21 protein-coding genes, 1 tRNA gene and 2 pseudogenes are annotated in these 23,321 nt (G+C 73.1%); 7 read left to right on the plus strand and 17 right to left on the minus strand.

From position 1 onward, the window contains the following. Positions 1 to 46: 46 nt before the first annotated feature. The 4 genes from BM051_RS24035 to BM051_RS24050 are packed head-to-tail and all read right to left on the minus strand — an operon-like array spanning position 47 to position 3,177. Entirely contained in the window at positions 47 to 697 is a 651-nt protein-coding gene (locus BM051_RS24035) for a LutC/YkgG family protein (protein ID WP_092534841.1), read from the minus strand. Next, positions 690 to 2,123 (minus strand): lactate utilization protein B, encoded by a 1,434-nt coding sequence (locus tag BM051_RS24040; RefSeq protein WP_092534844.1) that lies wholly within the window; start codon positions 2,121 to 2,123, stop codon positions 690 to 692. The genes BM051_RS24035 and BM051_RS24040 overlap by 8 nt, the downstream gene beginning before the upstream one ends. After that, positions 2,102 to 2,839, minus strand: coding sequence for a (Fe-S)-binding protein (locus tag BM051_RS24045; protein ID WP_092534847.1), 738 nt, complete (start codon positions 2,837 to 2,839; stop codon positions 2,102 to 2,104). Before BM051_RS24045 ends, BM051_RS24040 begins: the two co-directional genes overlap by 22 nt. Continuing rightward, the gene (locus BM051_RS24050; protein WP_134046347.1) at positions 2,836 to 3,177 is read right to left on the minus strand and encodes an FGGY-family carbohydrate kinase; all 342 of its coding nucleotides are present in this window, start codon (positions 3,175 to 3,177) and stop codon (positions 2,836 to 2,838) included. Before BM051_RS24050 ends, BM051_RS24045 begins: the two co-directional genes overlap by 4 nt. Positions 3,178 to 3,330: 153 nt before the next feature. Between BM051_RS24050 and BM051_RS24055 the strand changes: the two genes are divergently transcribed. After that, positions 3,331 to 3,555, plus strand: coding sequence for a hypothetical protein (locus BM051_RS24055; protein WP_134046348.1), 225 nt, complete (start codon positions 3,331 to 3,333; stop codon positions 3,553 to 3,555). 82 nt (positions 3,556 to 3,637) lie between these two features. On the opposite strand, the gene BM051_RS24060 is transcribed toward BM051_RS24055, so the two are convergent. The 9 genes from BM051_RS24060 to BM051_RS24100 form a co-directional block, all read right to left on the minus strand. Next, positions 3,638 to 4,834: a CehA/McbA family metallohydrolase gene (locus tag BM051_RS24060; protein ID WP_092534857.1), complete on the minus strand. Its 1,197-nt coding sequence runs from the start codon at positions 4,832 to 4,834 to the stop codon at positions 3,638 to 3,640. A gap of 2 nt (positions 4,835 to 4,836) precedes the next feature. After that, positions 4,837 to 5,955, minus strand: coding sequence for an ABC transporter ATP-binding protein (locus BM051_RS24065; protein ID WP_092534860.1), 1,119 nt, complete (start codon positions 5,953 to 5,955; stop codon positions 4,837 to 4,839). Then, a complete protein-coding gene (locus BM051_RS24070) occupies positions 5,955 to 6,806 on the minus strand; it encodes a carbohydrate ABC transporter permease (protein WP_208326016.1) in 852 nt (283 codons plus the stop codon). The genes BM051_RS24065 and BM051_RS24070 overlap by 1 nt, the downstream gene beginning before the upstream one ends. Then, positions 6,803 to 7,738, minus strand: coding sequence for a carbohydrate ABC transporter permease (locus BM051_RS24075; protein WP_092535129.1), 936 nt, complete (start codon positions 7,736 to 7,738; stop codon positions 6,803 to 6,805). The genes BM051_RS24070 and BM051_RS24075 overlap by 4 nt, the downstream gene beginning before the upstream one ends. Then, positions 7,719 to 9,134 carry an extracellular solute-binding protein gene (locus tag BM051_RS24080; RefSeq protein ID WP_092534863.1) on the minus strand — a complete coding sequence of 472 codons (1,416 nt, stop codon included), beginning with the start codon at positions 9,132 to 9,134 and terminating at the stop codon, positions 7,719 to 7,721. The genes BM051_RS24075 and BM051_RS24080 overlap by 20 nt, the downstream gene beginning before the upstream one ends. A 200-nt stretch (positions 9,135 to 9,334) precedes the next feature. Then, the gene (locus tag BM051_RS24085) at positions 9,335 to 10,075 is read right to left on the minus strand and encodes a GntR family transcriptional regulator (protein ID WP_166677834.1); all 741 of its coding nucleotides are present in this window, start codon (positions 10,073 to 10,075) and stop codon (positions 9,335 to 9,337) included. An 8-nt stretch (positions 10,076 to 10,083) separates the two neighbouring features. Beyond that, on the minus strand, positions 10,084 to 12,894 hold the full coding sequence (locus BM051_RS24090) for a glycoside hydrolase family 38 N-terminal domain-containing protein (protein WP_092534869.1): 2,811 nt from the start codon (positions 12,892 to 12,894) through the stop codon (positions 10,084 to 10,086). Next, positions 12,891 to 14,003, minus strand: coding sequence for a Gfo/Idh/MocA family protein (locus BM051_RS24095; RefSeq protein ID WP_208326017.1), 1,113 nt, complete (start codon positions 14,001 to 14,003; stop codon positions 12,891 to 12,893). The genes BM051_RS24090 and BM051_RS24095 overlap by 4 nt, the downstream gene beginning before the upstream one ends. Continuing rightward, positions 14,004 to 14,903 carry a sugar phosphate isomerase/epimerase family protein gene (locus BM051_RS24100; RefSeq protein ID WP_092534872.1) on the minus strand — a complete coding sequence of 300 codons (900 nt, stop codon included), beginning with the start codon at positions 14,901 to 14,903 and terminating at the stop codon, positions 14,004 to 14,006. Positions 14,904 to 15,161: 258 nt separating this feature from the next. On the opposite strand from BM051_RS24100, the gene BM051_RS24105 reads away from it, so the two are divergent. Next, a tRNA-Pro gene (locus BM051_RS24105) sits at positions 15,162 to 15,235 on the plus strand. A gap of 105 nt (positions 15,236 to 15,340) precedes the next feature. Here the strand turns inward: BM051_RS24105 and BM051_RS24110 are convergent. Continuing rightward, a pseudogene (locus BM051_RS24110) lies at positions 15,341 to 15,472 on the minus strand (site-specific integrase); the annotation flags it as partial. Positions 15,473 to 15,674: 202 nt separating this feature from the next. Between BM051_RS24110 and BM051_RS24115 the strand changes: the two are divergent. Then, entirely contained in the window at positions 15,675 to 16,835 is a 1,161-nt protein-coding gene (locus tag BM051_RS24115; protein WP_177216998.1) for an NAD(P)/FAD-dependent oxidoreductase, read from the plus strand. A gap of 88 nt (positions 16,836 to 16,923) precedes the next feature. Further along, on the plus strand, positions 16,924 to 18,459 hold the full coding sequence (amaB, locus tag BM051_RS24120) for an L-piperidine-6-carboxylate dehydrogenase (RefSeq protein WP_092534875.1): 1,536 nt from the start codon (positions 16,924 to 16,926) through the stop codon (positions 18,457 to 18,459). 142 nt (positions 18,460 to 18,601) lie between these two features. Here amaB and BM051_RS24125 read toward each other — a convergent pair whose 3' ends face one another. Beyond that, entirely contained in the window at positions 18,602 to 19,300 is a 699-nt protein-coding gene (locus BM051_RS24125; protein ID WP_166677835.1) for a twin-arginine translocation signal domain-containing protein, read from the minus strand. 174 nt (positions 19,301 to 19,474) lie between these two features. On the opposite strand from BM051_RS24125, the gene BM051_RS24130 reads away from it, so the two are divergent. Both BM051_RS24130 and BM051_RS30070 read left to right on the plus strand, forming a co-directional pair. Next, positions 19,475 to 19,756 carry an Hsp20/alpha crystallin family protein gene (locus BM051_RS24130; RefSeq protein WP_243859778.1) on the plus strand — a complete coding sequence of 94 codons (282 nt, stop codon included), beginning with the start codon at positions 19,475 to 19,477 and terminating at the stop codon, positions 19,754 to 19,756. Between the two features lie 149 nt (positions 19,757 to 19,905). Beyond that, positions 19,906 to 20,061, plus strand: a pseudogene (locus BM051_RS30070) (general stress protein); the annotation flags it as partial. Positions 20,062 to 20,083: 22 nt separating this feature from the next. On the opposite strand, the gene BM051_RS24140 reads toward BM051_RS30070, so the two are convergent. Both BM051_RS24140 and BM051_RS24145 read right to left on the minus strand, forming a co-directional pair. Next, on the minus strand, positions 20,084 to 20,782 hold the full coding sequence (locus BM051_RS24140; protein ID WP_092534884.1) for a class I SAM-dependent methyltransferase: 699 nt from the start codon (positions 20,780 to 20,782) through the stop codon (positions 20,084 to 20,086). Positions 20,783 to 20,843: 61 nt separating this feature from the next. Beyond that, positions 20,844 to 21,551: a DJ-1/PfpI family protein gene (locus tag BM051_RS24145; RefSeq protein WP_092535138.1), complete on the minus strand. Its 708-nt coding sequence runs from the start codon at positions 21,549 to 21,551 to the stop codon at positions 20,844 to 20,846. Between the two features lie 92 nt (positions 21,552 to 21,643). Here BM051_RS24145 and BM051_RS24150 point away from each other — a divergent pair, with 92 nt between their 5' ends. After that, positions 21,644 to 22,639, plus strand: coding sequence for a GlxA family transcriptional regulator (locus BM051_RS24150; protein ID WP_092534887.1), 996 nt, complete (start codon positions 21,644 to 21,646; stop codon positions 22,637 to 22,639). Positions 22,640 to 23,321 lie beyond the last annotated feature (682 nt).

The raw sequence follows: 23,321 nt of genomic DNA on the forward strand, positions 1-23,321 counted from the left end.
GGCCGGAAGACGGCACTGCTCGATGGCCCACATCCCGGGTCAGCCACTACATCGTGGGTCCCTGGACGATGATCACGTCCAGGGTCCGCGGTCCGTGCACCCCCTCCACCCTGTCGAGCTCGATGTCGCTGGTGGCCGAGGGGCCGCTGACGAACGTGAGCGGTCGGACGGGGTCGAGCCGGGACAGCGCCTCCGGCACGCTCACCGCCACCTGCTCGGCCCGCACGACGCAGAGGTGGTAGTCCGGAACGAGGGTGAGCACCCGGCGGCCCTGCGTCACGCCGGCGTCGAGCACCACCGTGCCGGTCTCCGCGATCGCCACCACGCAGCCGGTGAGCACGCCGTCCACCTCGTCCAGCTCGGCCACCTGCAGCGGTGGCGCGTCGGCCAGCCAGCGCACGTCCGGCACCCGCCACTCCGCTGGCACGTCGACCGGCACGGCCATCGTCCGCGCACCCCGGGCCCGCAGCAGCGCGGTGATCCGGGCCGGCAGGTCCGCCGGCACGACCCGGTGCACGCCCGCACGGTAGTCGGCCACCCGCTCGGCCAGCAGCGCCAGCGGATCCGCGGCGGGTCGGGTCCGCGCGTAGTCCCGGGGCACCTCCGGCAGGGCCGCGTCACCGGGAACCCCGTCACGGTCCTGGTCGGACACACCGGCGCGGATCCGGCGGAGGATCTCCGCGCGGGCCTCACCCACGGTGCCCCTCCCGCCGCCACCACATCCGGAACGACTCCTTCGGTGGCGCCGGAGCGTCCCGCGCCGCCGTCCACTTCGACCCCGGCCAGGGCAGCCGGGCGATCCGGCCGTCGCGGGCGAGCAACCGGGCCAGCGCACCGACCCGCTGGGCCGCCTCCAGCCGCCGGGCGTCACCGAACACCCACGCGGCCGCGGCCATCGCCACCGCCTCCGGGGTGCGCCGGCCCTTCGCCCGCACCACCTCGGCGCGCAGGTGGGTGAGCACCTCGGGGATGTCGATCCGCACCGGGCACACCTCGTAGCACGCGCCGCACAGCGACGACGCGTACGGCAGCGACGCCGCCTGCGCGTCGTGCGGGTCGTCCACGAGTTGGGGGGCCAGGATCGCGCCGATCGGCCCCGGGTAGACCGACCCGTACGCCTGCCCGCCGGTGCGCTCGTAGACCGGGCACACGTTCAGGCACGCCGAGCAGCGGATGCAGCGCAGCGCCTGCCGGCCGACCGGGTCGGCCAGCGTCGCGGTGCGCCCGTTGTCCAGCAGTACCACGTGGAACCGCCGCGGCCCGTCGCCGGGGGTCACCCCGGACCACACCGACGTGTACGGGTTCATCCGCTCGGCGGTGGACGAGCGGGGCAGCAGCTGCAGGAACACCTCCAGGTCCCGCCATGTCGGCACCAGCTTCTCGATGCCCATCACGGTGATCAGCGTCTCCGGCAGGGTCAGGCACATCCGCCCGTTGCCCTCGGACTCCACGACCACGACGGAGCCCGTGTCGGCGACGGCGAAGTTGGCCCCGGAGATCGCGACCCGCGCGGAGAGGAAGCGCCGGCGCAGGTACCGCCGGGCCGCCTCGGCGAGGTCGGCCGGGTCGGCGGAGGCGGGCGGCTCCGACATCTCGGTGCGGAAGATCTCCCGGATCTCCGCGCGGTTGCGGTGGATGGCCGGCACCAGGATGTGCGAGGGCCGGTCGTGCCCGAGCTGGATGATCAGCTCGGCGAGGTCGGTCTCCACGGCCCGCACGCCCCCGGCGGCGAGCGCCTCGTTGAGCCCGATCTCGGCGGTGGCCATGGACTTGACCTTCACCACCTCGTCGGCTCCTTCCGCGCGGACGAGGTCGAGCACGATCCGGTTGGCCTCCTCGGCGTCGCGCGCCCAGTGCACCACTCCGCCGCGCGCGGTCACCGACTCCTCCAGACGCAGCAGGTAGGTGTCCAGGTTGGCCAGCACATCGTCCTTGATCGCCGCGCCGGCGCGGCGCAGCTCCGCCCAGTCGGTCAGCTCGGCGACCACCCCGGCGCGCTTGTCCCGGATGGTTGTGGTGGCCTTGCGCAGGTTACGGCGCAGCTGGGTGTCGGCGAGCGCGGTCCTCGCCGCCTCGGGAAAGGTCGGGCTGCCCAGCCAGGTCACCGGATTGCGGCCGGCCATGGCTCTTCCTCCGTACTGGTCAGGATCTCCGCCAGGTGGACCGGCCGCACGCCCGTGCGCAGCCGGGACAGCCCGCCGCCGATGTGCATCAGGCACGAGTTGTCCCCCGCGGTGAGCACCTGCGCACCGGTGTCCAGCACGTGGCGCATCTTGTCGGCGAGCATCGCCGTCGACGTGTCGGCGTTCTTCACCGCGAACGTGCCGCCGAACCCGCAGCACTGCTCGGCGCCCGGCAGTTCGACCAGCTCCAGGCCGCGCACGGCCCGCAGCAGCCGCAGCGGGCGGTCCCCCACCTCCAGCATCCGCAGGGAGTGGCAGGTCGGGTGGTAGGTGACGCGGTGCGGGAAGTACGCGCCGACGTCGGTCACCCCGAGCACGTCGATCAGGAACTCGCTCAGCTCGTACGTGCGCTCGCCGGCAGGGCTCCGCCCGACCAGGCCCGAGTGCAGGTCGCGCACCATCGCCGCGCACGAGCCGGACGGCACAACCACGTGGTCGTACCCGGCGAAGACCTCGGCGTAGGCCGCGGCCAGCGGGCGGGCGTGCTCGCGGTAGCCGGTGTTGTAGTGCAGCTGCCCGCAGCAGGTCTGCGCGAGCGGGAAGTCCACGTCACAGTCCAGCCGGCGCAGCAGCCGCACCACGGCCTTGGCCGTGTCCGGGAACAGGGTGTCGGTGAGGCAGGTGGCGAACAACGCCACCCGGGGCCCGCCGCTCATCCCGCGCGCCCCGCCCGCCGGGCCGCGGGCCGCCGCGCGGCCCGGTCACCGCGCGGCTCGTACCAGGCGGTGAGCTGGCAGAGCGAGGCGTTGCGGGCGCCGCCGCCGACCAGGGGCACGACCTCGACGTCGCACCCGGCCAGCCGGGCAGCGGTGCGCAGCGACGCCGCGTGCGCGACCGTGAACGACTCGAGGATGGTGCGCACCACCGCCGCCGGCGGGCGCTCCGGCTGGCCGCTGGCCCGCCCCGCGGCGGCGATCCGGGCGGGCACGGCACCGGGTGGCAGGAGGACCGGGTCATCGGGATCCATAATGGACACGAAAGTCGGTTCCCACATGGCCGTGAACACCTCGTCGAGCCTAACGGCGAGCCCTCGCTCCCGCCACACCGTCAGCGGGCCGCTCGCGCTGCGGCAGTGTGCCGACCGGCTGGTCGGGCTGCGGCGGGCGTTCGCGGCGGCCGGGCGGACCCGGACCGCGCCGTCGAGGTGGTGGAGGCCCCGCGTCGAAGGCCGCGACCGGCTACGCCGCCGTGCTGGACCGGCTCGCCGCGGGCCGCGTTCCGCGCCGACGACCTCCGGCAGCCGACCCTGCGGATCGATCACGCGGCGGGGCAGCCGCTGGCCGAGGAGCGCGACATCCCCGGCACGCACGCCCACCAGCAGGTGATGGTCAAACCCAAGCTGGTCGCCAGGGACTCCACCGCCTCGTACTGAGCGTCCCGCGCTGAGCTGAGCCACCGTACTGAGCTGAGCCACCGTACTGAGCTGAGCCACCGTACTGAGGTGAGCCACGCGGTCAGGCCGCCAGGGCCAGCACCTCACCGTCCGGCGCCTCCAGGCGGTGCGGCCCCGGCCCCGCGGCGACCGTGGCCCGGTCCCCGCGCACCACCCGGCGCGCACCGACCCCGTCGACCAGGAACGTGCCGTCGGCGTCGAGCGCGTGCAGCTCCTCCCCGAGTCGCAGCAGCACCGGCGCGTTCGGGCCGGCGCTGATCGCCACCCTGCCGGCGGCGATCGCGGCCAGCACGGCGGGCACGTCCGTGCCGGCGCAGTGCGCCCACGTGGTGGGCCGGCCGAGGGTGTGACCCTGCCGAGGGTCGTGGAAGTCGCTGCCGCCGAGCGGGACCGCGTCCGGCGCCGCCGCCAGCCACCACGCCAGCGGTCCGCCCCAGCGGCGGTCCCGCCAGGTCTCGTGCCAGATCTCGGCGAACCGCGGGCGCACCGGGTGCCGCCACGCGCAGTCCGCGGCCAGTGGGTGGTTCACCGACAGCAGCCCACCACCGGCGCCGGCCGCGGCCACCCAGTCCGCGGCCGGCCGCCGGAAATCGACCCAGCCGACGGCGCCGAATACGTTGGCGTGGCCGAGGTCGTTGGTCACCTCCTGGCCGGGCAGGAGCAGCACGCCCTGCCGCCGGCCCGCGCCGGCGAGCTCGGCGTGGTGGCTCACCGTGTTGTGGTCGGTCACCGCCAGGAAGTCCAGCCCGGCCGCGGCCGCCCGGTGCGCGAGCTGGTCCACGGTGAGCGTGCCGTCGGAGTGCACGGTGTGGGCGTGCAGGTCGCCCGCCAGCCAGCGGTGCCCCGGCTCCGCCGGCAGCGCCCGACCCGGTGGCCGCTCGGCCGCGGTCGGGACCGGTGCGGGCGGTGGCGCCGGCACCGGCCGGGTGTCCACCACCACCTCGAAGTCCAGCCCCTCCACCGGGATCCGGTGCAACCCGAGGCAGACTCGCCAGGTGCCGGCAGCGAGCCCGCCCGGCAGGTACCCGGGCGTGGCCCAGCCCTCCGCCACGGTCACCGTGTCCCGGCTGCCCCCCGACCAGCCGCGGAACCCGCCGGGGTCGAAACAGCCGAGGTCGAGCACACCGGCCCCGCGGTCGTAGCGCAGTCGCACGGTCACCGTGGCCGCGCCGCGCGGCACGTCGACCGGCAGCTCCCGGTACGGTCCCGCGGCCCGGTCGTCCAGGCCCCACCGGCCACAGTAGACGGTTCGGATCACGCTCAGCCGGTGGCCGCCGGTGCCGAGGCGGGCTCGGTGGCCACCGCGCTGCCGACCAGCTCCCCGTCCGCCGCGCGGTAGACGAGGACCCGCGCGGGGTCGGCCACCACCCAGCGACAGGCGCCCACCGGTGGCTCCTGCCCTTCCGGAACGGTCGCCTGCACCGTCACCTCACCCACCTCGAGGGTGACCAGCGCGCCGACCCCGAGGTTCTCCACGATCGCCACCACGCCGCCCAGCGCACCCGGCGGCGGCTCCGCGGTCAGCGTCAGGTACTCCGGCCGCGCGGCGTACACCACCTTCTCGCCGTGCCGCAGGTGCGGCCGGGCGGTGTCGGGCACCGGCAGCACCGCGTCGGCGATCCGCAGCGTGTCCCGGTCGACCACCGCGTCGAGGAGGTTCATCGGGGTGGAGCCGATGAACCCGGCGACGAAGGTGCTGGCCGGCCGCTGGAACACCTCCGTGGGGGTACCGATCTGCCGAATTCGACCGGCGTCCATCACCGCCATCCGGTCGGACAACGCCAGCGCCTCCGCCTGGTCGTGGGTGACGAACACCGTGGTGACCCCGAGGTCGCGCTGCAGCCGCTTGAGGAACGTCCTGGCCTCCAGTCGCAGCCGTGCGTCCAGGTTGGACAGTGGCTCGTCGAAGAGGAACAGCCGGGGGTGGCAGGCCACCGCCCTGGCCAGCGCGGCGCGCTGCTGCTGCCCGCCGGAGAGCTGCCCCGGCCGGCGGTCGAGCAGGCCGCCGAGGCTCAACCCGCGCGCGGTCTCCTCGGCCCTGCGGTGCCGCTCGCCCCTGGCCATCTTGCGGATCCGCAACGGGTACGCGATGTTGTCCCGCACCGACATGTGCGGGAACAGCGCGTAGTCCTGGAACACCATGGCGATGTCCCGCTCGCCGGGGGCCAGCCGGGTCACGTCCCGCCCGCCGAGCTCGATCCGGCCGCTGGTCACCGTCTCCAACCCGGCGATGGACCGCAGCAACGTGGTCTTGCCGCAGCCGGAGGGTCCGAGCAGCGCGAAGAACTCGCCGTCGGCGATGGCGAGGTCGAGCTCGTCCACCGCGCGCACCCCACCGGGGTACTCCTTGACCAGCTGGTGCAGCACGACATCGGCCATCAGCGCTTGATCCCTCCGTGGAAGCGGAACCCGTAGCGGCGGTTGACGAACAGGAACATGGCGACGACCGGGATCGAGTACAGCAGCGAGAACGCCGAGATCAGCCCCAGGTTCGCCTGCCCGCCCTCGGTGTAGAAGGTGAACAGCACCACGGCGGCCGGTGCCTTGTCGGGGCTGCGCAGCAGGATGAACGGGATGAGGAAGTTGCCCCACACGTTGACGATCGCCCACACCGCGATGGTCGCGATGCCGGGGCGCACCATCGGCAGCACCACGTCGCGCAGGATCTGCAGCGGTCCGGCGCCGAACACCCGGGCGGACTCCTCGTAGGACCGGGGGGTGGCGTCCATGAAGTCCTTGAGAATGAAGATCGCGGCGGGGAGCAGCCCGCCGCTGAGCACGAGCACCACGCCGAGCTGCGAGTCCACCAGGTTCAGCTCGAACATCATCAGGAAGATCGGCACCATGGCGGCGGTGCCGGTGACGATCGACGACAGCAGCAGCAGGCCGTAGAGCAGCGCGTCCCGCCCGGGGATCCGCACCCGGGACAGCGCGTACGCGGTCGTCGCGGCGAAGGCGGTGACCAGTGCCATCGACGACAGTGACAGCAGCACCGAGTTGCCCAGCGAGGTCAGCGCGTACGGGTTGTCCAGCAGCTCCCGGAAGTTGCGCAGGGTCCAGTCCGGCAGCGAGGTGCTCAGCCCGGGGCTGCGGTCGAACGGCGCGAACACCAGCCACAGCACGGGCAGTGCCATGAACGCGGTGATCACCGCGATCACCACGTAGAAGCCGATCCGGCCGGCCATCCCGCGGGCGGCCCGCGCACCGGTGGAGGTCGTCGGGGTGCTCATGCCCTGCGCTCCCGAAGCAGACGGAGGTACAGCACCGCGAGCACCAGGTTGATCACCAACATGATCAGTGAGATGGCGCTGCCGAAGCCGAGCTGGCCGTCGGAGATCGCGGTGCGGTAGACGAACAGCGGCAGGATCTCCGAGGCGTGGTTGGGCCCGCCCGCGGTGATCAGGTACGGGGTGAAGTCGTTGAACGTCCACAGGCTGATCAGCAGCAGGTTGGTGAGCACGTGCCCGCGGATGTGCGGGAACACGACGTCGCGCAGCTGCTGCCAGCCCGACGCCCCGGACATCCTGGCGGTCTCCAGCTGCGAGGGTGGCACCGCGTTGAGCGCGGCGCCGAACAGCAGCATGGAGAACGCCGTCCCGCGCCAGGTGTTGAAGATGATGATCGACAGCATCGGGTGCTCGATGAGCCACGCCATGCCCGGCGTGCCGAGCAGCGCGTTGAGCGTACCGGCGTCGCGGTCCAGCAGGGCGATCCACAGGAACGCCACGGCCGAGCCGGGCAGGATCCAGGCCAGCACCACCAGCGACTCCACGACGGTGCGCAGCGTGCGGCGGACGCGGCGCAGCGTCCAGGCGAGGGTGAAGCCCAGCACGCACTGGCCGACGACCGCCGAGCCGAGGACGTAGAGCAGGGTGAGCCACAGCGAGTGGGTGAACCCGGAATCGGAGAGAGCACCCGTGTAGTTGTCCAGCCCGACGAACTCCGGGTCGGCCGCGGCGATGCCGGTGAGCCGGTAGTTGGTGAGTCCGAGATAGAGCGTCCACAGTGCGGGGAAGACCAGGAACGCGCCGATCAGGACGAACGCGGGCAGGACGAACAGCGAGGCTCGGGTGCGGCCGAGCCCGGCGGCGTCGGTGGCCGCCGCGCCGGAGGGTCCGGTGTGGACCGCCCGGGTCGCCGGCTCAGTTGGCGCGGATGTCATCGGCACCGCCGAGCGCCCGCTCCAGCGCGGCCTGGTAGGCCTGGGCGGCCTCCTCCGGCGAGGTCCCGGTGAGCACCGCGGCGGTGGCCTCCTGCAGCGCCTGGGACACCTGCGGGTACTCGGCGAGGCCGGGCCGGTAGGCGGTGATCGGCAGCACCTCGGCGGAGATGAAGCTCAGCAGCGGGTCACCGGCGAGGATCTTGGCGTTGACGTCCTCGCGCTGGGTGACCCTGGCCCTGGCCTCGCCCATCAGCGCCTCCACGGCCTCGGCGGAGTTCATGAACTCCAGCAGCCGCCAGGCCTGCTGCGGGTAGTCGGTGTTCGGGTTGACCGTGCGCGCCCCGCCGCCGGACATGCTGACGAAGTCCTGGCCGTTCAGGCCGGCGCCGGGCTGCCGGGCCGGGATCTTGGCGAACCCGACCGCCTCGTCGCGGTCGGCCATCGGGGTGGAGCCCTCGGTCGGCTCGATCACCGAGCTCCACAGGTAGTCGCTCTCCAGCAGGATGCCGATCTTGTGCTCGGCGAACTCCTGGAACGACTTGTCCCGGCCCTTGGCCTCCTGCTGCAACTGCGGGTCGCCGAGTCCGCCGCCGTAAACCCGCTGGTAGAAGCCAAGCACGTCGCGCAGCGCGGCCGAGTCACCCAACCACTTGCCCTCGGCGTGCAGCGGCTCGCCGGTGCCGGCCAGCAGCGGCAGCACGCCCTGCATGGTAGTGGCCTCGCCCATCGCGGTGCCGGCGTTGATCTGCAACGGGTCCACCCCGGGCAGGGTCTTCAGCCGCTCCGCGGCGTCGAGGATGTCCTGCCAGCCGCGCGGCTGCCACTCGGTGGTCAATCCGGCCTGGGCGAACAGCTTCTTGTTGTAGAACAACACCCTGGCGTCGGTGCCGAACGGCACGCCGTAGCGCTTGCCCTCGAACACGCCCAGCTGCTGGACCGCCTCGGGGATCTGGCTCCAGCCGTCCCAGGCGTCCACGCCGGTTCCGGCGACGTCGGTCAGCGGCCGGATGTAGCCGGCCTGGGCGAACTCGCCGACCCAGATGCCGTCCAGCGTCACGATGTCCGCGCCGGCACCGCTGCGCATGTCCAGCGACAGCTTGGTCTTGTACTGCTCGTCGTCCACACCGGAGGGTTCGAAGGTGACGTTGGCCGTCACGCCCTCGGCCGCCATCCGCTGGGTGAACGTCGGAATGACGTAGTTGACGATCCAGTCCGCCTCGGCCGTGTTCTTCCCGCCCTGCGCGGCGTTCGAGCTGATGACGAGGTTGACCTCGGTGGCGTCGGCGTTGCGGTCGGGGTCGCCGCCCGCCGCGGAGTCGCCGCCGCATCCGGCGAGTGTGAGGGCGGCCGCTGCGGTCAGGGCCAGTACGGACCGGATCGACGTGTTGACGGTCATCTCGGATTCCCCGTTCGGCAGTACCACGATGTGCTGCGTATACCAAGAAGACTGAAAGCACGCCGACGCCGCACGTGCTGATGGGATCGGACCGCTTTCGGTCGGATTGGTATCTACCAGCGCTGTAGGTCAATATGTCACGACGTATGGACGAAGTCCACGGCCGCCAACCGGCTTTCCATGACAGAACCGGACAGGATTCATCGGTTGGTGAGCGCGAGCTCGAACGAGTAGCGCGACGCCCGGTACAGGTGGTCGCCGTACTCCACCACCACGCCGCGGTCGTCGAACGTGGTACGGCGCATGGTGAGCAGCGGCGCGCCGCGTGGCTCGTCGAGCAGCCGGGCCTCCGCGGCGGTGGCCCTGCGGGCGCCGATGCTCTGCCGCGCGGCGGCCATCCCGACGCCGGCGGCCCGCAGCAGCTCGTAGAGCCCGTGCCGTTCCAGCGCCTCGGTGCGCAGCCGCACGAGCCCGGCCGGCAGGTAGTTGCGCAGCAACGCCAACGGCTCGCCGCGGGCCGACCGCAACCGTTCCAGCATCACCACGGCCGTGCCGTCGGCGACCTCCAGCGCCTCGGCGACATCGGCCGACGCCACGCCGACGGTGTTGCGCAGCACGATCGTCCCGGGTCGCTGGCCCGCGCCGGACAGGTCGTCGTACAGGCTGGTCAGCCCCACCGGCCGGCGGACCCGGGTGTGCGCGACGTGGGTGCCCACCCCACGCCGCCTCGACAGCATTCCCTTGTCCACCAGGTACTGGATCGCCCTACGCATCGTCGGCCGGGACAGCCCCAGCTCCTCGGCGAGCGCGATCTCGTTGTCCAGCCGGGTGCCCGGCGGGATCCTCCCGGACTCGATGGCCTGCTCGAGCTGCTGCGCGACCTGGAAGTACAGCGGCACCGGGCTGTCCCGGTCGACCACCACCTCCGGTCGTGCCGACATCGCGGACATCACTGTCCCAACCGGACGGTCGCCAGCCGCCACGGCGGCAGCGCCAGCTCCACGCGACCGTCCCGCACCGGCAGGGTGTCGCCGAGCCGGCCGAGGAGGTCGACGATGCGGGCGCGGGCGAACGGTCCGCGCACCACGGCGGTGGTGGGCTCGGGGCTCTGCGCGACCAGGCGCAGCTCGAGCTCGCCGTCCCGCCGGCGCAGGCTGGTCATCGTGGCACCGTCGACGGACAGCCCGGCACGCGCCGCCAGCGGGCCACCGGGCGGCGCCTGGCCGGGCGCGGCGTGCACCGGGTGCCGGTAGCGCTCGGCCGCGCCGAGCAGGTCGGCGGCCCGCCAGTCCCCGCCGTGCGGCAGCACGGCCAGCCGCACGGTGCTGGTGCCGACCAGCTGTGCCTCCGGGGTGGGCAGCTCGGGCCCGGCCGGCTCCTCGCGGTACGGGTGGACGTTGCGGCTGAGCTGCCCGGTGGCGCGCAGCAGGGTCAGCGCGAGCTCGCCGTCGAGCAGCTCGTACTCGCTGGCCTGGGTGAGCAGCAGCCCGGCGCCGCCGGCGTCGACGAAGCCGTGCGCGGGGAAGGTCGGCAGCGGGTGCTCGCCGAAGCCGCCCTCGACGGTGGTGCCGCGCGCCACCACGGCGAACTGGCCCTCGGCGTGCGAGGCGTCCGCCGGCCGAGCCAGCGGGACGTGCAGCCGTGCCCGGTGGTCCCGGCTGCGGTTGTCCAGGGTGAGGTTCAGCCGGACGAACGGCTCGCCCGCGCGCAGCTCGACGTGCATCGACACCACGCCGCGTTCGGTGGCCACGGTGCGCCGGTCGGCCGCCCAGTCGACGGCGGCGGGCCAGTCGTAGCCGCGGTCGATGGTCAGCTCCGCGCGCAGCGGCCCGCGCGCGCCCTCGGTGACCCGCACCTCCGCCGGTGTGTCCACGAGGGTGTCGGTGCCGGGCGGGCCGTAGTTGTAGGTGTCGCCGCGGTCGCCGCCGTCCACCACGCGACCCACCCCGTCGAGCACGGTGCCGCCCGCCGCGGCGACCCGCAGCGTGCCGTCGTCGCGCACCCGCACCCGGATCAGGCCGTTGTCCAGCACGCCGTCCGCGAGCCGGACCGCACGGTCGACCGGCACTTCGCCGGGCACGGGCCGGACGGCGACGTGGCCGAGCGCGGGCACGGTCACCCGGCCGGTGAGCACCCGGCGCGGGGCAGTGCGCAGCCGGACGGTCCACTCCCCCGGCTCGCCGGCGACGTCGGCGAGCGCCGCCGGCAGCGCGTCCTCGTCGAACGGCTCGTCGGCGCCGTGCCGGTCCAGGTCGAACTCCAGGGTGCGGGCCGCCGGGTCGAGCCGCCAGGCCACGATCTGCCGGCCGAACAGCTCGGGGCCGTGCAGGCGGCGGCAGAACGCGGGCAGGTCGGCGGCGGCGAGCCGCTCGGTGTGCAGGTCGGCCGGGACGTGGTCCTCCAGTTGGGTGGGCTGCCGGGTGCCGTCCGGCAGCTCCAGGGCCACCGCCGGCCACTCGTCCGGGATCTCCAGGTCGAGCCGGACGAGGTCGGTGCGCTCGGCTGGCGACGGGTTGGTGACGAGCACGGCGTCCCGTGGCACGTCCCGGGTCAGCCGGCCGACGACCCGGTCGCGCACGGCCTGGCCGAGCTGCTCGGCCTCGGCGAGCCGGGCGGCGACCTGGACGGCCGTCTCGTCGACGCCACAGCCGGTGACCGAGTCGTGCCCGGAGGCGTCGACGAGCCGCCACCACGCCATGTCGAGGAACCGCTCCGGCCACGCCGGCGCCCACAGCGCGGCGAGCGGCTCGGCGTAGCGCTCGACCATCCGCTCGGCGGCGGCCATGGCCCGCTTCAGGTGCGGGCGCACGGAGATCACCCCGGGCAGGATGTTGGCGCGCGCGTGGCTGCGCAGCTCGCCGCGCACCGCGGCGAGCTCGGTGTCGCCGTTCCGGGCGGTGACGTAGGCGCCAAGGGTGGTGATCCGCACCCGCACCGGGGCGTCGTCGCCGAGCCCGCTGGCCAGGTCGACCAGCGAGCGCACCGGCGCGGAGTGGTCGGCGCCGTACATCGCGAGCACCGGGTCGGGGTCGAACAGCGGGCGGCGGCGCGCGGCGTACTCGGTCACTTTGGCGGCGAAGCGGTCGGGGTCGGCGAACAGGCCGGCCGCGTTGCCGTACCCGCCGGGCAGGTACTCGACGCGGACCGCGCTGCCGTCCGGCGCGACCCAACGGAAGGCGTGGCCGGTGACGCCACCGGGAACGCCACGCCACAGGCACGCGTGGGTGAGGCCGGCGGCGGCGAGGATCTGCGGCATCTGCGCGCAGTGGCCGAACTCGTCGGGCAGGTAGCCGACCCGCATCGCGCCGCCGAGCGCTTCCGCGCGGGACCAACCCAGCTCCAGGTTGCGGACGATGTTCTCGCCGGAGACGAGGAACTCGTCCAGCAGGATCTGCCACGGCCCCACGGCGAGCTGGCCGCGGCGGACCAGCGCGGCGACGCGGTCCCGGTGCTCCGGGCGCACCTCGAGGTAGTCGTCCACGGCGGCCATCTGCCCGTCCAGGGTGAAGTGGAACCGGGGGTCGGCCTCGGCGCGGTCGAGCACCTCGTCGAGCAGGTCGACCAGCCGGAGGCGGAAGCGTTGGAACGGCTCGTACCACTCGCGGTCCCAGTGGGTGTGCGGCACGAGGTGCACCGTGGTCGGCTCGCTCCTGCCTCCGGAGCCGGCGGGCTCGCTCCTGCCTCCGGAGCCGGCGGGCTCGCTCCTGCCTCCGGAGCCGGCGGGCTCGCTCCTGCCTCCGGAGCCGGCGGGCTCGCTCATGCGGTGGCTGCCTCCCCTTCGATCGGGATGCCGGCGGCGCGTGCGTGGGCGCGCACGATGCGCTGGCAGGTGACGATGTCCGCGCGGCCCTCGGCGGGGCCGGCCAGCGGCGGGGTGCCGTCGGTGACCATGGCGGCGAACGCGGCCAGCTCCTCCTCGAACGCCTCCACCACGGAGCGGTGCTCGGCGCGGCGCTCGGCGCCGTCCCTGGTGTCGACGGCGAGCAGCGTGGTGGGCGCGTTGAGCAGGTAGGGCGAGGGGAAGACCAGCTCGACGCTGCCGGTGTCGTGGTGCACGGCGACGGTCTCCCGGTAGGCGGGGTAGTCGGGGAGGTAGTGCCAGCGCAGGGCGTAGCGGCCGCCGCCGGCGAGCGCGCCGGTGATGTGCGCCGAGCCGGGGTCGGCGGTGCTCTCGGCCCAGGTGGCGACGTGGTCGACGGTGTCGATGTGCTGGCCGAGCGTGCGTAGCACGGCGAGGTCGTGCACCAGGCTGCCGAGCACGACGCCGGCGTAGAGCCGGCGCAGGTGGGCCGGCGCGGCGGTGCCGAGGGCGCGGTCGAGCAGGGCGTCGTCCTGCTCGCGGAGGCCGCCGAGTACCGCGGGGTCCGGCTCGGCGGCGCGGACGCGGGCGAACTCCAGCTGCGCGGCCGAGCTGGGGTGCAGCACGCTGACCTCGACGAAGCGGGCCGGGTCGGTGTCGGCGAGCAGCTCGGCGGCGTGCCGCACGGCGGGGTCGTACTGCTTCATGTAGCCGAGCAGCACGGCGGGGTCGTGCGCCTCGATGTCGTCTACTTCGGACCGCGTGTAGGCGAGGGGCTTCTCGCACAGCGCGGGAAGGCCGCGCGCGGCGATCGCGGTGACGGCCGCGCCGTGCGAGCCGGAGGTGAGCAGGATGACGGCGTCGATGTCGGGGGCGTCCAGCAGGTCGTCCAGGGTGGCGAAGCGGCGGGTCGTGGGCAGGCCGAGGCGGTCGCCGACGTGAGCGCGCAGGTCGGGGGCGAGGTCGCAGACGGCGGTGACGGTGAACAGGTCGGCTCGGCGGGCCAGCAGCGGCAGGTACACGGCCTGGGCCACCGCGCCGAGCCCGACGACGGCGACGCGGATCGGCATCTAGATCCCCCACTTTCGGAGCTGGTCACGGTTGGCGGCCTGGACGTCCAGCAGGTGCGCGAGGGTGTCGTCCGAGCCGGGGACGATGTCCTGCTCGACCACCACCCAGCCGTCGTAGCCGACGCCGCGCAGCGTGTCCATGAAGGACGTGATGTCGAGGTCGCCGGCGCCGAGCGGGCAGAACGCGCCGCGTTCCCAGACCGCGCGCATGCCGGCCCGCTCGCGGACGACGGCGTCCAGGACGTCGACGCGGGCGTCCTTGACGTGGAGGTGGTTGACCCGGTCGGCCCAGTCGCGCAGGGCGGTGACCGGGTCGCCGCCGCCGAGGAGGAGGTGGCCGGTGTCCAGGCAGAGGTCGATGTCGGTGCGGTCGAGGAGTTGCTCGATCTCCGCGGGGGCCTCGACGAAGGTGCAGGCGTGGTGGTGGAAGGTGGGTTCCAGGCCGCGGGCGCGACAGCGGTCGGCGGCTCTGCCGACGTTGCCGGCGAAGCGGCGCCAGCCCGGCTCGTCGAGCCGGAGGTCCGGGTCGTGCGCGCCGGCGCCGGGGTTGGCCGCGCGGGCCGGGGAGCCGGAGCAGGCGAGCGTGGGGCGCGGGGGGTGCTGGTCGCCGGCGCCGCGCTCGAGGAGATCGAGGGCGGCGTCCAGCCGGGGCAGCGCGTCGGCGAAGCCCTCCTCGGCGAACGGCAGGTCGATCCAGCCGCCGGCGAGGTCCATTCCCACGGCGTCGAGGTTGGCCCGCAGCGTGTCGCGGTCGCCGAGGTAGCCCGGCGGCCCGAGGTCGACGCCGTCGTACCCGGAGTCCCGCAGGCCCTCCAGGAGAGCGGGGGCGTCGACGTGCCCCGCGCGACGGCCCGCGAGGTCGAACACCCCGAAGCTCACCGGCGCGTTGGCGACCCGCATGCGCTCGACCTCCCGACACCCGGCGGTTAGGTCCTGACAAACTATCCAGCTGACGTGACGACGTCACGGGATGGCCCGCGATCCTGTCCGGTCTTGTCAGCCTGGCTCCGCACTCGAGCGCCGGTTCGGCACGCCGCTCCCCCGGCACCGGCTCACGGGAAGCGGGATCGGCGTTGGTCAGCGCGCCGGGAACCCTGGTTGACCCCCCGCCGGCCTGGCGCGCTAAGCTACTGCCCATCGCCCCGCGCGGGCGATGGCCGGGCTGTGGCGCAGTTTGGTAGCGCACTTGACTGGGGGTCAAGGGGTCGCAGGTTCAAATCCTGTCAGCCCGACCGGCAAGGGGCCGTCTACGCAGGTAGACGGCCCCTCAGTCTTTTCGGAAACGATCACAGCCCCGGAGCAGGACACATTCGTGTCATCCCGCCGAGGCTGGACCATCAGGCTGCCGATCGTTCCGCCAGGGCCGCGAGCCGCCGGACATCGAGCGTGTCAGCCACCTCGTCCAGGCGGTCCGGGAACAGGTGCCCGTAGATGTTCAGGGTCATCGCGGCATCGGCGTGCCCGAGCATGAGCATGCTGAACGCCGTTCACCTCGTAGAAGGTCGTCGCAATCCGGTCCGTCACTTGTCCGGGTCCACCCGCCCAACACGTAGGTCCACATCGAGTCCTTCAGCGAAGGTGAGGAAACCTGCGGATGGACGTCAACGATCTGGGCGTGCACGATGACCTGGCCAGCGTCCCGGTCGAAGCCAGCCGCCGGAGGGACAGTCGATGCCAGCCGCGCTGCCGCGCACCGCTTCCGTCGTGATCATCGGCGGGGGCGTCATCGGAACGAGCGTCGCGTTCCACCTCGCCGAGGCCGGGGTCAGCGACGTGGTCCTGGTCGAACGAGACGAGCTCGGCTCCGGCTCGACCTGCAAGGCCGCGGGCGGTGTCCGGGCACAGTTCTCCGACGAGCTGAACATCGAGCTCGGCGCCCGTGGCCTCGACGCGTTCCTACGGTTTCGCGAACGCCCGGGCCAGGAGATCGACCTGCGTCAGGTGGGTTATCTGTTCCTGCTGTCCACACCGGACCAGGTCGTCGCGTTCGAACGGGATGTCGCCCTGCAGAACGAACTCGGCGTCGCGAGCTGGATGATCGACGTCGACGAGGCCAGGCGGCTGTCCCCGCTGATCGACACCGACGGCCTGCTCGCCGCGGCGTTCTCCGCCGACGCCGGTCACTGCACGCCGGAGTCGGTCGTGCTCGGCTACGCCACCGCCGCCAGGAGGTTGGGTGCGACCCTGTGCACGGGCGTCTCCGTCCTCGACATCGTCACACACGCCGATCGGGTCACGGCCGTGGTGACCGACCACGGCACGATCGCGGCGGACACGGTGATCTGCGCGGCGGGCGCCTGGTCGCGCTCCATCGGCGACATGGTGGGCGTCGACCTGCCCGTGTCACCGGTCCGGCGCCAGATCCTGTTCACCGAGCCGATGCCGGACCTGCCGCCCGCGGTGCCCTTCACCATCGACTTCGCGACGTCGTTCTACTTCCACCGCGAAGGCCGCGGTCTCCTGCTCGGCATGTCCGATCCGGACCAGGATCCCGGATTCCACCTCGACTACTCCGACGCCTGGCTGCCCCGCCTCGGCGCGGCGATCGAGACCCGCGCCCCGCGGCTGCTCGACGTCGGCCTCGCGGACGGCTGGGCGGGACTGTACGAGGTCACGCCCGACCACAACGCGCTCATCGGCCGCGCCGACGCGCCGTCGAACTTCCTCTACGCCACCGGGTTCTCCGGGCACGGGTTCCTGCAGGCACCGGCCGTCGGCGAGGTCGTCAGGGACCTCTGCCTCGGGCACGCACCGGTCGTCGACGTGCGCCCGCTGAGCGCCCGGCGCTTCGCCGGGAGCGCCCAACTGCGTCCCGAAACCCACATCGTCTGAGCACCAGCCGAAAGACCACCGTGCCGAAATGAGTCAGTGCCACCGCGGGTTTGTCCGAGCGGCGCACGAAGCCGAAGAAGGGAACGTCATGTCCGACACCACCACCCTGCCGAGCACCGACTCGTTGCGCGAGCGCGCGCTGGCGAGCCTGCGCCGTGTGGGGGTGACGGTCCCCGAGGGTGCGGACCTCACCGCGCGCACCCCGATCACCGGGGAGACCCTGCTCGGGCTGAAGGCCACCACCCGGGACGAGGCGGGCGAGGCCGTCGCGGCGGCCGCGGCGGCGTTCCGGACGTGGCGCACCACTCCCCCACCGGCACGGGGCGCGCTGGTGCGGTGCCTAGGCGAGCTGCTGCGCCGGCACCAGGACGATCTCGCGGATCTCATCACCGTCGAGGCCGGCAAGATCCGCTCCGAGGCACTCGGCGAGGTGCAGGAGATGATTGACATCTGCGATTTCGCGGTCGGGCTGTCCCGCCAGCTCTACGGCCGGACGATCGCCTCGGAGCGAGTCGGTCACCGGCTGGCCGAGACCTGGCACCCGCTCGGCGTGGTCGGGGTGATCTCGGCGTTCAACTTCCCCGCCGCGGTGTGGTCGTGGAACACCACGGTCGCCCTGGTGTGCGGGGACACCGTGGTGTGGAAGCCCTCGGAGCTGACCCCGCTGATCTCGCTCGCCTGCCACGGGCTCGTGGAGCGCGCGGCCGAGGAGGTCGGCGCGCCCGCCGGCGTCCACCGGCTGGTGCTGGGCGACCGGACCGTCGGTGAGGCGCTGGTCGACGATTCACGGGTGGCGCTGGTCAGCGCCACCGGATCGACCCGCATGGGCCGCGAGGTGGGGCCGCGGGTCGCGGCCCGGTTCGGGCGGGCGCTGCTGGAGCTGGGCGGGAACAACGCCTCGGTGGTGACCCCGTCCGCCGACCTGGACCTGGCCACGCACGCCGTCGTGTTCGCCGCCGCGGGCACCGCCGGGCAGCGGTGCACCACGTTGCGGCGGCTGATCGCGCACCGGAACGTCGCCGACGAGCTGATCGGGCGGCTCACCGCCGCCTATCGCAGGCTGCCCATCGGCGACCCTTTCCATGAGGGCACCCTCGTCGGGCCGCTGATCTCCACCGGGGCCTACGACATCCTGCGGCAGGCGCTGGGCCGGGCGGAGGCCGACGGCGGCGAGCTCCTGGTCGGCGGCGGGCGCGTCCTGGCCGACGCCGCGCCCCACGCGGCGTACGCGGAACCGGCGCTGGTGCGCATGCCGGAACAGACTCCCATCGTGCGCGAGGAGACGTTCGCCCCGATCCTGTACGTCCTCACCTACGACACGCTCGACGAGGCGATCGCGCTGCACAACGACGTTCCGCAGGGGCTGTCGTCCTCCATCTTCACCCGGGACCAGCGGGAAGCCGAACGCTTCCTCGCCGCCGACGGCTCGGACTGCGGCATCGCCAACGTCAACATCGGCACCTCCGGCGCCGAGATCGGCGGTGCCTTCGGTGGCGAGAAAGCCACCGGCGGTGGGCGGGAGTCCGGCTCCGACGCCTGGCGTGCCTACATGCGCCGCGCCACCAACACCATCAACTACGGCGACACCCTGACCCTCGCCCAGAACGTCCGGTTCCTGGGCTAGGAACCTCGGCGAGCACTGCTGTTTCCGCCGTGTGGAACCTCGGGCACGGAGCGTCTCGGGTATTGCGGGCCCCCAAGACCGAGCGTGTTGACGGTCGGAGGCACCGTGTCAAGGCGGGACAGCGCGACTTGCCCCGGCGGCGTTACAGCTCGCTGACCTTGACCGGGAACTTGTCCACCGACGCGATGGTCTGCTCGGGGTTGTCCGGCAGCACCAGCTGGATCGGGTTCGCCAGTTGGTAGGGCTCCCCCTTCGGCGGGAAGTTGTCCAACTCACCGATTAGCTTGGCCGGTTCCTTGGTCGACAGGACCAGCGGCTCCGGGGTGTGTGACCGCCGCCCACCGGGCAGGTCGGGAGGGGGGTTCTCGATGGTCATGGTGAAGTCGAGGAACATCGTCTGCTCCCACCGCGGCGGTGTCTGGCTCACCATCTTCAGCAGGCTGTCCGGCGTGTCTTCGGTGTCGCTCTGCTCGATCGTGATCTGGCCGAGGCTGTGGTCCTGGGTCACACGGTTCCCGTCCTCATGCCGGCCGGCCATCCCGAAAGCGATGACCTCGAGGGTGAGGTTCCACGGGTCGGCGGCGTCGGCCTCGGTGACCCGGAACCGGATCTCGCCCTCGAAGTCCACCTCCACCGACATCGAACCCACCCGCAACGGGACCTCGACCGCCAGCATGGACATCGGGATCTCCGCGCCGACCGGCGGGGGCGGCGGGATCTGCGCCATGCGCGGCGCGGCCAGCGCGCCGTCGGCCCCGACCGCGACCGCGCCCGCCGCCGCACCGGCCAGAGCCGACGCCCGCAGGAAGCCCCGTCGGCTGGTCACGCTGCCCGTTGCCATCCAGTCCATCATCTGTCGCTTCGCCCTTCCGACTCGACTGTGCGTGACCGGTGCGGTGAGGACTCCTTCGACGCTAGACGCGCGGCGTCCGCCGGCGGCCGCCCTTCCCCAACCTGAGCGACGCGATTCATCCCAAAGGACAGGAATCAGCCTCTAACGCAGCGTCGCGTCACGGTGACTCAACAAACCGGAACTCAACTTCGTCGTAAGGACGATGGCACCGTCGACCTCGTCGGGTCCGAGCTGACCACCACCGGGGAGCGCATCGAGAAGGAGTGCGAGGGCTGGTTCCGCCACCGGACGCGCCGCACCGGCCGGTTCCCCTACCAGGTGAGGCTGCCGCACGACGTGGACGCCGACCACATCAACGCCACGCTTGCCGACGGCGTGCTGACGGTGCGGGCGCCGAAGAGCGAGGCGGCCAAGCCGCGGCGCATCGCCATCTCGGCGACGTGATCACCGGCCGGGGCCGTATGGACAGGGCCCGGGCAGTCGTCGTCCTGGTGTCACGGACGTGCTCATGACCCCCACTCCCCTCTCGCCCGGTCTGGCCACGCTGCCCGAGCCACCGACCGGCTGGCCCATCGGCTCCTACGCCACCCGCCGCGTTCGCCACCGCGGGGTACGCCTCGCTCGGTGGGCGGCGCGACTTCGTGTCGAACACGCAGATCGTGGCCGGGCAGTACGACGTGCTGTGCCTGCCGCGCAACGCCGAGCGCGGCCGCGACCGGCTGGCCACGCTCGCGACGGCCATCGAGTGACCACTGTGGGCTCAGCAGGTGGTCAGCGCCGGCGGCAGGTGTAGCTGCCGTAGACCTGCCGATCGAAGTGGACGGTGAGGATCTCGAAGCCGGCGGCGTCGAGCATGGGCTCCAGCAGCCAGCGGAAGGTGCTGTGCTCGGTGCGGATGTGCTCGATGAAGTCGTCGCGAGTGTATCCCTCGGCCGGGTCCTCGGCGGCGCCGGCGAACCAGCGCTCGAACACGGTGTCCACCTCGGCCGGCGCGCAGTCGTAGACCAGGTCGTGCAACCGTAGGATTCCGCCGGGCCGGAGCATCCTGGCCATCCGGTCGAGGGCGAGCGCCTTCCAGAAGTCCGGCAGCTGGTGCAGCGCGTTCCGGGTGTGGATGCCGCCCACCGGTGGGCCCATGTGCCGGTAGCCGAGAAAGCCCGCCCGGACGCAGGTCACGTTGTCCAGCCCGGCCTCGGTCACCCGCTCCCGCAGGAACCGCAGCATCTCCGGGGAGACGTCGATGGCCGTGACGTGGTTGAACCGGCGCGCGGCGGGCAGGGTGAACTGGCCGGTGCCGGCCGCGAGGTCCAGCACGGTCGCCGTGCGGTCGAGACCGTGGTCGGCGAACGCGGCCAGGTCCTCCCCAGGATCGGGATACCCCTGCTTGCGGTCGTAGCCGGCGACGAAGCCCTCGTCGAGATGCTCGGGGCCGGCGTGCGCCATCTCGTCGATCAGCCAGGGCACGGACATGCGCCCGAGTATCGACGCCCTGCCGGCGGTCGCCGAACGGTTTTCCGCTCCTGTCCATCGATCAGGCGACCGAGTCGCCGCCCAGCCGGGCCAGCAGGTCGGGGTGGTCGGCGAGGCCTTCCCGCAACCAGGCCGATCGCAGCGCACCGAACTCCGCGTGCGGCGCCCGGCTCCAGTCGAGCGGGCCGAGCGGCGGCTCGGGGTCGTACTCGACGGCGAACTGGATCGTCCGCGCGATGTCCGCGCCCTCGAGGCGGGTGACCAGGTGCAACGCCATGTCGATGCCGGCGGCAACGCCGGCCGCGGTCAGCACCGGACCGTCCTCGACCCAGCGTTCGGCCACCGGCGTCGCACCGAGCGCGGCCAGCTGATCCCGCATCACCCAGTGGGTGGTGGCCCGCCGGCCGTCGAGCAGGCCGGCGGCGCCGAGGAGCAGCGCGCCGGTGCACACCGACGCGAGCACCGTCGCGTGTGCCGAGGCCGTGCGCAGGTAGTCCAGCAGCCGCTCGTCGGCCATGGCGCGCAGCGTGGGCGCGGCACCGCCGGGCACCACCACGACGTCCGGCGTGGGCACGTCGGCGAAGGTGTGCGTCGGGGTGATCGCCAGTGGCGTGTCGGTGTCGTGCGGTGTCGCTCGCTCGCCAACGGTCAGCACCCGGTAACCCGCGACCGCCAGCGGCGTCAGCACCTGCAGCGGGCCGGCGAGGTCTAGCAGGGTGAGCCCGGGGTACACCACGAACGCGATGGTCTTGCTCCGCTCTTCGGTCATGGGCGCCACGCTGCCGGTCACGTGGTGGCGGCGGGGCCGCGATGTCCCGAATCCTGCGAACCATGGCTGGCTCGCCGGGTACGGTCGTGGTCATGGCGGGTGGTCGGCGGCGGGTGGTGATCGTGGGCTATCCCGATGCCGAGCTGCTGGACATCGCCTGCCCTTCCGACGTGTTCGACGTCGCCGACCGGCTCGCCCGGCCGGGGTACGCGGTGGAGCTGGTCAGCTTCACCGGGCGGGCGTTCCGCTGCCAGTCGGGGCTGACGCTGGTGCCGCACGGCCGGCTGGACCGGGTACGGGCTCCCGTGGACACGCTGATCGTCGCCGGCGGGCTCGGCCACCTCGACGCCGCGGCCGACGCCCGGCTGGTGGAGTGTCTGCGGAGGCTGGCCGGTCAGGCGCGGCGGGTGTGCTCGGTGTGCACGGGGGCGACGGTGCTGGCCGCCGCCGGGTTGCTGGACGGGCGGCGGGCAACCACGCACTGGCTGGACGCGCGGCGACTCGCGGCGGCGTACCCGGCGGTAACGGTCGATCCGGCGCCGCTGTACGTGCGGGACGGCAACGTGTACACCTCGGCCGGCGTGACCAGCGCGCTCGACCTCAGCCTGGCGTTGGTGGAGGAGGACCACGGGCCGGCGCTGGCCCGGCGGATCGCCAGGGGGCTGGTCACCTACCTGCAGCGGCCGGCCAACCAGGCGCAGGTGAGCCTGTTCCTCGCCGCTCCCCCGCCGGATCACCAGGTGGTGGCGGACCTGGCCGGGCACATCGCCGCGCATCCGGCCGCCGATCTCGGCACGGCGGCGCTCGCGGCTCGGGCGGGAGTGAGCGCCCGGCAGCTCAGCCGGCTGTTCGAGGCGCACCTGGGGACGTCGCCGGCGCGGTACGTGCGCACGGTGCGGACGGAGGTGGCGGCACACCTGCTCTCCGGGACGCCGTTGCCGCTGTCCGCGGTGGCCCACCGCTGCGGGTTCGGCTCGACCGAGACGTTGCGCGCCGCCTTCGTGGACCACTTCGGCACCCCGCCGTCGGCGTACCGCAGGCTCCACCAGCGGCACGTCCAGCCGCCGGCGCGCTCCGCGACCGTCTGACACCGGTCCCCTGACCGTGGACCGGCGACGTCCGATCCATTGTGGACCAAGCCATGGTCGTCTCAGCGGGCTACCGACCGGAGGTGCTGCCTCGGCCGCTCGACGCGTTCGGCGGCACGGACTGGTGATCCGCTCCCGGATGTGTCCGCGGCGGCGTCGTCACCTGCCCCCGCCGAGGCCGTCCGGGTGGCCACCGACGCGCTGGCCGCGCGCTCAGGGCGCCACTCCGGCACGTGCTCGCGGAATGGCCACAATGGGCCCATCCTCCGGCATCCTGGCGCGAACACCGTGCCGTTCCTGAGTGTCCACCGCCACCACGGCCAGCTCCGGTCCGGTCGAGCAGCCACCGCCGGCGCCCCACACCGCCCACAGACCGCGCCGCCGTTGCTGAACGTTCCGCCACACCCGGGCCGGTGCCGGTCCCGGTCGAACGGCCACCGCCGGCAACCCACCGGGACGGCAGCTCGACCCAAGCCAGAAAGCCTTACCCGAGGCCAGCCCTTACCCGAGAGCAGCCCCCACCCGCTCCGGGGGGCGACCCCAGCTCCAGTCTACTCACTGTAGCGCCGCTGGGTGGGCACGGCGGAAATCTGTGGACAACTGGGCGGAACTCGAGCCGCGGCTGGACCACTCGCGCGTCCGGACCATCACGACAAGACCAGTCGCTCACGCGCCCGGACCG

This window comes from Amycolatopsis arida (genome assembly GCF_900115565.1).
In the GTDB taxonomy this organism is placed as follows: Bacteria; Actinomycetota; Actinomycetes; order Mycobacteriales; family Pseudonocardiaceae; genus Yuhushiella; species Yuhushiella arida.